Source organism: Enterobacter sp. PL_is511 (genome assembly GCF_055816065.1).
In genome coordinates this window covers 258,168-266,111 of sequence record NZ_JBVPGP010000017.1, presented here as the reverse complement: position 1 = coordinate 266,111, position 7,944 = coordinate 258,168, and the positions used below count along the sequence as shown (strand labels likewise).

Genomic DNA, 7,944 nt, shown 5'->3' with positions numbered 1-7,944 from the left:
ACGGCGCTGACCGCCACGCGGGTAATCTTGCCGTTAATATAGCGGGACGTCAGCAGATTCTGCGTCGGGATGGTCACCGTGACCGGCTGGCCCAGCAGCTTACTGCGGTCAATGCGCGCGTCCGTGCCGAGCACGGTCAGCATCAGCGCGAACGACTCGGACATCGCCTCGCGGCCCGTCAGTTTCCAGAACAGAAGCCCCTCCACCGGGAGCTGAACGGTAATTCGGTTGAGCATAATCTTTATTCCATCTAGCTTATGCGATGCAGAAAAGGGGTTCGCATCTGTGATAAAGCGTCATTCAAGAAAGGGGCTTTTCCCTCTTGATCATCCAAAAAACAAGAGAGTAGATTTTCAGTAACTCTGAAGTGACAAATAAGCCTACATTCAACCAGATGTTTGAAATATCAAACATACTTACTAAAAGAGGGAAAAATGAGACCGAACATCTGAATGAAATCAAGCGAAATAATTCCTGAGCAAGGGCAAATTTAATCGCTCCGATCTTTCGCTTGAAGAATAACCAGGCCGAAGTACACAAAGAGAGTAATAAAAGTAAGTCAAGCACAAAAAAAAGCATGGCCAAAATGCTGAAACCATCACCTGCATAATAATGCAACGAATCACTAAACGCTTTTGCATCAGAAATGAATGGAATTCTGTCGTGGCGAACTGAATTCACGCAATAAAGCAATATTGCGAGAAGATCCATACTTCCCCAGAAATACCATAATTTGCTATTTAAATGAGCGAGGTTATCTTGTGTACGCCCGATATTGTTATTTACAAAAATGGGGAGGCACATGTTGGCTTCAACTCAACTCTCCGGGTTAGGATTAAATTCAAAACGCATAAACAGGAGAGACAATCTTCTCGAATTCCCTGGATGAAGCCTCTGGCTTCGAAGAGCGTACACTTCCATAGTCTCTCCTGTTTAAATTCCTACGGATTCACCAGCCAGGTGCCCGGCTTGGCAATATCCAGCGTCTGGCCACGCGTTCTTCCGTTGCCCTGCAGTTCAATCTTCGCCTCTCCGGCCGGCAGCTTGAGCGATGCATAGCCGTTGGTTCCCGGGCGCAGCGCTTTTGGCTCGCCGTTCACTTTCAGCGTTTCGCCGTCGAGGATGCGGATATAGACCAACGCAACAGGGCTCGCGACAGGCGGTGGCGTCTGCTGTGCCGTCGCCTGCTCGCTCACCTTCGCTGTTTCCGGCTTCACGTCTGGCGCGTTCGCGGCGGTTTCGGTCGAACGCGCCTCTGCCGGTGCCTGTGCAGCCTGCTCAGGCGTATCGTTACTACTGCTGAACAGCATCGCCCCGGCGACAATACCCACCAGCACCCCTGCGGCAACCATGCCCGGGATCTTGTAGCGGCGCCAGTCGAGCAGCGAAGCAGGTTGTTCCTCCTCCACCGGTACCAGCATCGTGCCGGGCTTTTTCGCCGTCAGCACATCGTTGATACCGGCGACCGGCATCTCTATCAGCGCGGCGAACTCGTCGATGGACTGCGGACGGTCCTCCATGTGCAGCGCCAGCGCGCGGTCAATGGCCTGCAGCAGCGGAATGGAATAGCCCTGCGGCATGATTTCCACCAGCGGTTTGCAGGTATCCTGAATAGAGCGCACCACGCTGACCGGCGGCGGAGAACCCACAATCAAAGTACGCAGCACCGCGCCGAGGGCGTAAATATCCGTCCACGGGCCCTGCTCGCTTTCGTTGTCGTCGGTGTACTGCTCAATCGGCGCAAATCCCGGACGCAGCATGGTTTCCGTTTCGTCGGAGAGATTACCGATGGTGCGTCGCGCGGAGCCGAAATCGAGCAGCACCGGCAGGCCGTTATCCTGGATCTGAATGTTATCCAGAGAGATGTCGCGGTGCAGGTAGCCTTCGTCGTGGATGGTCTTGATCGCACCGAACAGCATCGGCAGCGTGCGGCGGATCCAGGCTTCGTTGATCAGCTCCGGCTTTTCTTCGCGCAGGCGCGACAGCGTGGTGCCGCTGTAAAACAGCGTCCCCATATAGGCCGTGTCGTTTTGCACCCAGAAACGCAGGACGTGCAGCAGGTTCGGGTGGTTAAAGCGCGCCAGCAGACGCGCTTCCTGAATAAAGCTGTTCAGGCCCGCGGAGAACGCTTTGCCAAAGCGCTCGCTGCGCAGCACCAGGGTCATGTCGTCGCCGCGCACGGCGAGCGAGGAAGGCATAAATTCTTTGATAGCGATAGTGCGTTCGAGCTGGTGATCCCACGCGCGATAGACGATGCCAAAACCGCCGCCGCCGATCACCTCTTTGATTTCAAACTCGTTGAAGCGGTACCCGACCGGGAGCGCGTTTGGGACAGTCCGATTGTTATCATTATCCGTCATCTTTTACAGTTCTCTTGATGATTATTACGCGGCAAACTGACAGTGAAACTCGCCCTGCTCGCAGGTGACGTGCAGACGTCGGTACTGCTCGTCGCTGCGGCTGGCGGTAAGTAAGATCTGGCTCATCTGAGGCAGCAGAGTGTTGGTCAGAATAGCGTCCACCATGCGGCCGCCGGACTCCACCTCGGTACAGCGCTGAACAATTTGTTCCACCACGCTGTCGTCAAACTCAGAAATAATGCTGTGATTCTCTTCCAGACGACGCTGAATGCGCTTGAGCTGCAGGCGAACAATCTGCCCCAGCATCTCGTCGCTGAGCGGGTAATACGGCACCACCAGCAGACGGCCCAGCAGTGCCGGTGGGAACACCTCCAGCAGCGGCTGGCGCAGCGCGCCGCTCAAGGCGTCCGGCTCCGGCACCAGCTCCGGATCGGCGCACATGGCGCTAATCAGGTCGGTGCCGACGTTAGACGTCAGAATAATGATGGTGTTACGGAAATCAATGTGGCGCCCCTCTCCGTCTTCCATCCAGCCTTTATCAAAGACCTGGAAGAAGATTTCGTGGACGTCCGGGTGCGCTTTTTCAATTTCGTCCAGCAGCACCACGCTGTACGGGCGGCGGCGCACGGCCTCGGTCAACACGCCGCCTTCACCATACCCTACGTATCCCGGAGGCGCACCTTTTAAGGTGGACACGGTGTGTGCTTCCTGGAACTCACTCATGTTGATGGTGATAACGTTCTGCTCGCCGCCGTACAGCGACTCCGCGAGCGCCAGCGCGGTTTCGGTTTTACCGACGCCGGACGGGCCGCACAGCATAAAGACGCCCACCGGTTTGTTGGGATCGTCGAGCTTCGCCCGCGAGGTTTTCACGCGGCGGGCAATCAGATCCAGACCGTGACGCTGGCCGATAACGCGCTGGTTCAGCGTGTCGGCAAGGTTTAGCACCGCGTCGATCTCGTTTTTCACCATCCGGCCCAGCGGGATCCCGGTCCAGTCAGAGACCACCGCGGCAACCACGTTTTCATCCACCGCCGCAAACAGCAGCGGTTCATCACCCTGTAAGGCGTTCAGCGCCTGCTGCTGTTCCGTCAGCTTGCCGCGCAGCTCAGCGGTATCTTCTTCGCCCGCCGCGAACAGCGCGGCGCGCAGGCGGATAATCTCCTGCACCAGACTGCGCTCTTCTTCCCAGCGCCGGGACAGGGCTTCGCGTTTTGTCTCATACGCGTCGCGTTCGGCGCGTAACGTTGCTACGCGCTCAGCGTCTCCGGCACCGACGCGCGCCTCGCGTTCTGCGATCTCAATTTCCACGTCCAGCGCGGCAAGATGGCGCAGGCAGTCTTCCAGCTGCGCAGGCGGCGCGCTCTGGCTGACCGCGACGCGGGCGCAGGCGGTGTCGAGCAGGGCAACGGCTTTGTCCGGCAGCTGACGCGCCGGAATGTAGCGATGCGACAGCTTCACCGCCGCGCTGACCGCTTCGTCAAGCAGCAGAACCTGGTGGTGCGTCTCCAGCGGCGACACGGTGCTGCGCAGCATCAGAATGGCTTTCGCTTCGTCCGGCTCGTGCACCTGCACCGTCTGGAAACGACGGGTCAGCGCCGGGTCTTTCTCGATGTACTTTTTGTATTCCGCCCAGGTGGTGGCGCCGATGGTGCGCAGCTGACCGCGCGCCAGCGCGGGCTTCAGCAGGTTTGCCGCATCACCGGTCCCCTGCTGGCCGCCTGCGCCAATCAGGGTGTGGATCTCATCGATAAACAGAATGATCGGCGTGGCGCTGGACTGGACTTCGTTAATGAGCGCCTGCAGACGGGCTTCAAACTCGCCTTTCATGCCTGCACCGGCCTGCAGCATGCCGATATCCAGCAGCCACAGCTGAATGTTCTGCAGCGGCTCCGGCACGTCGCCGTCGGCGATACGCAGCGCCAGCCCTTCCACCACCGCCGTTTTCCCGACCCCGGCTTCCCCGGTCAGCAGCGGGTTGTTCTGGCGACGACGCATCAGGATATCCACCATCTGGCGGATCTCCTCGTCGCGCCCGACAACCGGGTCAATCTTCCCGTCGCGGGCGCGGGCGGTCAGATCCTGGCCGTACTGGGCCAGCGTCCCCTGCGCAGCCGGTACTGCACCCGCCGGCGCATCGACGGCGGCAGCGGCCTGCTGCGTCTCTTTGCTGTTGGCGCAAATAGCGTCGAACTGCTCAATCAGCACCTCGACGTTAAGGCGGGTGAACTGCGACGAGATGCTTTTCAGCACGTTGGCCAGATTCCAGGTTTTCAGCATGCCGATCAGCAAATGGCCGCCGCGAATACGGCTGACGCCAAACTTCAGCGAGCCGAAGACCCAGGCACGCTCAACGGCGCTGTCGATGTGTTCGGAGAGATCGGAAACGGAACTCGCCCCGCGCGGAAGGACATCCAGCGCCGCAACGATATCGCGCGTCAGCTGCTGTTCATCAAGGGCAAAGTGGCGGATGACCTGCTGCAGATCGCCATCCTGCTGCTGCATCAGCTGATGCAGCCAGTGCACCAGCTCAACATAGGGGTTGCCGCGCAGCTTGCAGAACGCAGTGGCGCTTTCCAGAGAGGTAAATAACAGCGTATCCAGTTTGCCGAAAAGCACGGCACGGCTTATTTCTGACATGTTCGGTTCCATTGATAACAATGCGTTAGAAAAATTATCGCTCTGCGCAATACACCAGATCGCCACGCGGGACAGGCCGCGGCTGAAGGCCCAGCCAGGTGTTGTAGCCTAATCGCCCGGCACCGCCGAGCGTGGTGCCCTGCACCGCGTCTTCACGCAGGATCACCCGTGTTTCCCATTCAAACTCCACCCCGGCGTACTGACGCACCCAGTCACGCAGCTCGGTGACCCACGCTTCCCCCGGCAGAAAACGGTTGTACTCTTCCGCGCTCAGCGGGCCAATGTCGATGCGAAACTTATGCTGCACGTCGCGGACGGCGACGCCGAGAAAGGCGGACTCCCCCATGCGCGGCATGCGGCGTCCTGCTCCCAGCTGCGCCTGCTCACGCGTGGAGAGCGGCATCCACTGCGGCACGTTGCTCACCAGCTTAACCGGCGCCTTAAAATAGCTGCGCAGGATCTTCTCCAGCCCCTCCGGATCCCGCCCGTGACGGGTCAGGTGCCCGGCGTGGGTAAAGCGGGCATGCGAGCTCAGGCTGCCTTTGTTCATCTGACCCGGCTGCCCCATGCCAATCAGCGACGCCAGGTAGCCTTCAAAGCGCCTGTTATCAGCGCGATCCAGCGAGACGGTGGGCTGCGCATCCGCCCAGGCGCGGTAAAACAGCAGCGCAAGGCGGTGATGGAACAGATCGGCAAACGCGCTGAGGCTGGTGTCCTGATGATGATAAATACGCTCGCGGGCGTATTCGGTCATGTGGACCGGCAGCGGGCCGTTCGGGCCAAACAGGCCGAAGCTGAGGATAGACACCTCATGCAGCCCGCTTTCCTCCCGCTGACGCACCTGAGCCAGCGTCGACGGAGCAAAACTCATCGACGGCTGCTGGCCGATGCGCAGCGGTTCAAATTTTGGCAGCGGCGCGCGGCCCAGCGGGTAGCGCTCGCCGCCCTGGGCATCAATGCGCCTTAACAGCTGAAACAGATCGTAGCGCCAGGGCGTCTCGCGCACCCCGTGCCAGAACGCATCCGGCAGCTTCGTCAGGCGATGCACGCGCAGCGGTGCAGCGGTGTCACTCATATCAGCGCCCTTTTACCCATGCGCGGCGCCCAGTAGCCAATCTCGCCGCGCTGCTGACTTTTCAGGGTGAACTCCGTAAAGCTGTTGATCGACACCAGACGGGCAAAGAGACGCTCCATCACGCTGCCGAAGAGCCACGGACTGGCGCCGGAAAAGGCTCGTTCATCCACCGTCAGGGTAATGCCGATCCCGCGGGCGAACACCACCGGGCCGGGTTCAGGCACGCGGCGGTGAACCGGTTCCAGCACGCAGTGACGAACGCCTTCCACCTGACGCGCCACGGGCGTTTCTGCCAGGTTGGCGTACAGCCCTAACAGCTGTCGCAGCGCGGCTGCGCCCTCTTCGTTTTCGCTGTCCATCAGGCTGAGGTAGTTCATCTGCAGCTGGCTGATGAGCCGCCAGGTGCTGAACCCTTCGGCCAGCGCCGGACGCGGCGGCGTCGGGCCTTTACGCAGCGTGAGGGATTTCACCGGCATGGAATCGGCCATAATGAACTGCCCGAGCTCCTGCTGCAGCATCAGCGGCAGATCGCGGCTGGTGCAGAGCACCTCGGCAGAGATATAGCGCAGGTTTTCCTGCCAGGGGGCGTGCTGTTCATTCACCAGCGAGACAAAGACCTCCGAGCCGATATAGCCGGTTCGCGTGCCGTAGCGCAGGGCGTGCTCGGACAGCACGCGCTGTTCGCGGCGCAGGGAAAAATAGGCCCCGTAGTTGCCCGCATCGCCGCTCCAGGTGCTCCAGAACGGACGAAACGTCTGGTCATCACGCTGGCCGTCCGCGCTGCCATAGATTTTTTTGACCGCATAAATTTCATAATCCAGCGGACGGATGTTATCCACCACCAGATGGTATTCATGCTGGCCTTCATTCAGCTTCTGACGCGCCGCGACCTTTGGGAACAGGTTGATGACCGGCGTGCAGTGCAGCGCCAGGTGGCTGGCATCGACCACGCGCTCCAGCTGTTCATCCGACTTATCCAACAGAATAAAGATATCGAAGGCTTTTTCGTCTGCACAGCGCTGGATGAGCTTGCTCAGGCCGCTGAGGCTAATGAAGCGGAAACGGGCCGGAAAGGCGAAATACTCCTGCAGCAGGCGATAGCCGTCAAAGTTGCGCAGATCGTCCGGAAGCAGCGCCTGGTCAGGCTCAAAACCCTCCTGGCGCAGCGCATCCGACGCCAGCAGCTGTCGCTGCGGCTGCGGGCCGACCGTCTGACAGACGATCCCAACGTGGTGCTCCATCACCAGCTCCAGCAGCTTCAGCGCTTCAATGTCCGGACCGCCGAGGAAAAATTCCAGACGGTCGAAATCCAGATGCCCGAGGTTTTGCGGGCCATCGCAGGCGATGCGGATCCGCAGAGCGCTGCCGATCCCCCGCTGGCTCAGCCCCAGCTGCGCGAGCGGCAGATCGGCGGGCACGCCGCCCAGCTCGACCTTGTCGATTTTCAGCGGCAGCAGGTTGACCTCGTGGGCCGTGGTATAGCTGCAGGTCACGCCGGTTTTTTTCAGCGCCAGGCTGTCCATCATGGTACCGCGCGGCACAATGAAGCCCTTGCTCAGGTCACCCCTGCTGCTGTCGGGCTCAATCTCCGCGATCGCCATCGACGGCGTGGGCGCAAGATAGTTCGGCGCAATCATCTCCAGCAGACGCTGAGAGAAGCGCGGAAACTCCGCGTCCATTTTCATCTGCACGCGGGAGGTCAGGAAGGCGAAGCCCTCCATCAGACGTTCGGTATACGGGTCCGCCACCTCGATGCCGCGCATGCCCAGCCGCCCGGCGACTTTAGGATAGCGTTCGGCAAACTCGGCCCCCATTTCGCGCAGGTAGGCCAGCTCACGGTTGTAGTATTCGAGCAGTTTACTTTCCATG

6 protein-coding genes are annotated in these 7,944 nt (G+C 60.0%); all 6 read right to left on the bottom strand.

Annotated features, from left to right (window positions below; genetic code table 11):
• Nucleotides 1–236 (bottom strand): contractile injection system protein, VgrG/Pvc8 family (locus AC0TN7_RS05060; protein ID WP_473701884.1); only part of this gene is annotated, 236 nt, incomplete at its 3' end.
• 64 nt (nt 237–300) lie between these two features.
• Nucleotides 301–711 carry a hypothetical protein gene (locus tag AC0TN7_RS05055; RefSeq protein ID WP_248164979.1) on the bottom strand — a complete coding sequence of 137 codons (411 nt, stop codon included), beginning with the start codon at nt 709–711 and terminating at the stop codon, nt 301–303.
• Nucleotides 712–941: 230 nt separating this feature from the next.
• Nucleotides 942–2,360 carry a serine/threonine protein kinase gene (locus AC0TN7_RS05050; RefSeq protein WP_208762995.1) on the bottom strand — a complete coding sequence of 473 codons (1,419 nt, stop codon included), beginning with the start codon at nt 2,358–2,360 and terminating at the stop codon, nt 942–944.
• 24 nt (nt 2,361–2,384) lie between these two features.
• Nucleotides 2,385–5,000, bottom strand: coding sequence for a type VI secretion system ATPase TssH (gene tssH / locus AC0TN7_RS05045; RefSeq protein WP_024909845.1), 2,616 nt, complete (start codon nt 4,998–5,000; stop codon nt 2,385–2,387).
• Between the two features lie 34 nt (nt 5,001–5,034).
• On the bottom strand, nt 5,035–6,075 hold the full coding sequence (tssG, locus tag AC0TN7_RS05040) for a type VI secretion system baseplate subunit TssG (RefSeq protein ID WP_148769040.1): 1,041 nt from the start codon (nt 6,073–6,075) through the stop codon (nt 5,035–5,037).
• Complete coding sequence (tssF, locus tag AC0TN7_RS05035; RefSeq protein ID WP_024909843.1) at nt 6,072–7,943, bottom strand: type VI secretion system baseplate subunit TssF; 1,872 nt, start codon at nt 7,941–7,943, stop codon at nt 6,072–6,074. The genes tssG and tssF overlap by 4 nt, the downstream gene beginning before the upstream one ends.
• Between the last annotated feature and the right edge of the window lies 1 nt (nt 7,944).

Bases quoted from the DNA above. Each gene is read 5' to 3' on its own strand.
- AC0TN7_RS05055 (WP_248164979.1), bottom strand. From the start codon at position 711: ATGGATCTTCTCGCAATATTGCTTTATTGCGTGAATTCAGTTCGCCAC.
- tssF (WP_024909843.1), bottom strand. From the start codon at position 7,943: ATGGAAAGTAAACTGCTCGAATACTACAACCGTGAGCTGGCCTACCTG.
- AC0TN7_RS05050 (WP_208762995.1), bottom strand. From the start codon at position 2,360: ATGACGGATAATGATAACAATCGGACTGTCCCAAACGCGCTCCCGGTC.
- tssH (WP_024909845.1), bottom strand. From the start codon at position 5,000: ATGTCAGAAATAAGCCGTGCCGTGCTTTTCGGCAAACTGGATACGCTG.
- tssG (WP_148769040.1), bottom strand. From the start codon at position 6,075: ATGAGTGACACCGCTGCACCGCTGCGCGTGCATCGCCTGACGAAGCTG.